This is a genomic window from Micromonospora sp. KC213, from assembly GCF_004348325.1.
GTDB lineage: Bacteria > Actinomycetota > Actinomycetes > Mycobacteriales > Micromonosporaceae > Micromonospora.
This window is the reverse complement of sequence record NZ_SMKF01000355.1, coordinates 1-883: the sequence shown is the minus strand read 5'-3', so window position 1 is coordinate 883 and position 883 is coordinate 1. Positions and strand designations below refer to the sequence as shown.

1 protein-coding gene and 1 pseudogene are annotated in these 883 nt (G+C 71.8%); both read left to right on the top strand.

Going from position 1 to position 883, the window contains the following annotated elements:
- A partial coding sequence (locus tag E1166_RS30610) for a SprT-like domain-containing protein (protein WP_132343263.1) occupies window positions 1-592 on the top strand: 592 nt, incomplete at its 5' end.
- A gap of 93 nt (window positions 593-685) precedes the next feature.
- Window positions 686-883, top strand: a pseudogene (locus E1166_RS30605) (hypothetical protein); the annotation flags it as partial.

The window sequence follows — 883 nt, the reverse complement described above, 5'->3', positions numbered from 1 at the left end:
GGCCCCCGCCCACACCACCCGGGAAGCCTGGCTCGCCGAGGCGGTCGACGCCCTGAAGCCGGTCTTCGAGGCGGCCGGGGCGACCGTCCCCGCGGTCCGCGTCTCGGTTGGCTGGCCGGGCGGGAAGGGCCGCGCCCAGATGAACCGGGTCATCGGTCAGTGCTGGTCGTCGGCGTCCTCGGCGGACAAGGTCCCGCAGGTCTTCATCTCGCCGACCCTCGACGACCCGGGCGTCATCCTCGCGACGCTGGCGCATGAGTTGGTTCACGCGGTCGACGACTGCAAGAGCGGGCACAAGGCCGGGTTCGCCCGGCTGGCGCGCGGGATCGGCCTTACCGGCAAGATGACGGCCACGGTCGCGGGCGACGGCCTGAAGGCGACCCTCGCCGAGGTCGCGGCGTTCCTCGGCCCGTACCCGCACGCCCGGCTGACGGCCGGGGCCGGGACGAAGGGCGAGAAGTCGCAGACCTGCCGGCAACTGAAGGTTGAGTGCCCGAAGTCCGGTTACATCGCCCGAACCACGAAGAGATGGCTTGACGAGGCCGGGGCCCCGATCTGCCCATGCCACCGCGAGCCGATGATCCCCGCCTGACGCACAGGCGACACATGCTGAACGTTCAATGCTGGTACGCTCCCCGGGCCGCGCTGACCGGCGCGGGGAGCACCCCTAGCAGGAGACCGTCAGATGCACCCGAACCAGCCGCAGCACTACCCCCACGCCCAGGCCGAGGCCGACCGCCAGCGCGCCGGATTCTTCCGCGCCGGGAAGGTCGCGGCCTGGGTCTGGGTCGTTGCCACCGTCGTGCCAATCCTCCTGATCGTCCTGTGCTGCGGCCTGTGCATGGCCGGCGGCTTCCTCGGGGCGGTCCTACCCTCCCCGAGC